The organism is Planococcus sp. RAB007_Raresut, from assembly GCF_057369535.1.
Map to the genome: position 1 here is coordinate 1 of NZ_JBXYIF010000057.1, position 334 is coordinate 334.

A 334-nucleotide genomic window follows, 5' to 3' on the forward strand; every position below is an offset into this window, starting at 1 on the left:
GTTGCTGCAGCAAGCTATCTTCATTCGCATACGATACCAACAGATATCGCAGCATTAGATCAACACGAATGCTTGCAATTCATCTTACCCAGCACGGGGAAAAGTGTTCCTTGGCTGTTTAAAGTCAACAATCAGATCCATGAATATACCACCAAAGGATCATTACATTGTCTAGATGACATCTTAGGGACAGTTACGCTTGCGAAACATGGTGCAGGATTATTACAAACCTATCGGTTTATCGTTGCGCAAGACATTCAAAATGGACAATTCGTAGAACTGTAGCAGCCATTTGCTGGAGCAAGCGGTCCATTATCTTTAGTTTACCCCTCAC

1 protein-coding gene is annotated in these 334 nt (G+C 42.5%); it reads left to right on the plus strand.

From position 1 onward, the window contains the following. The coding region (locus AC2Q9J_RS17745) for a type 2 periplasmic-binding domain-containing protein (protein ID WP_499041988.1) at nucleotides 1–285 on the plus strand (285 nt) is incomplete at its 5' end. Nucleotides 286–334: the final 49 nt, after the last annotated feature.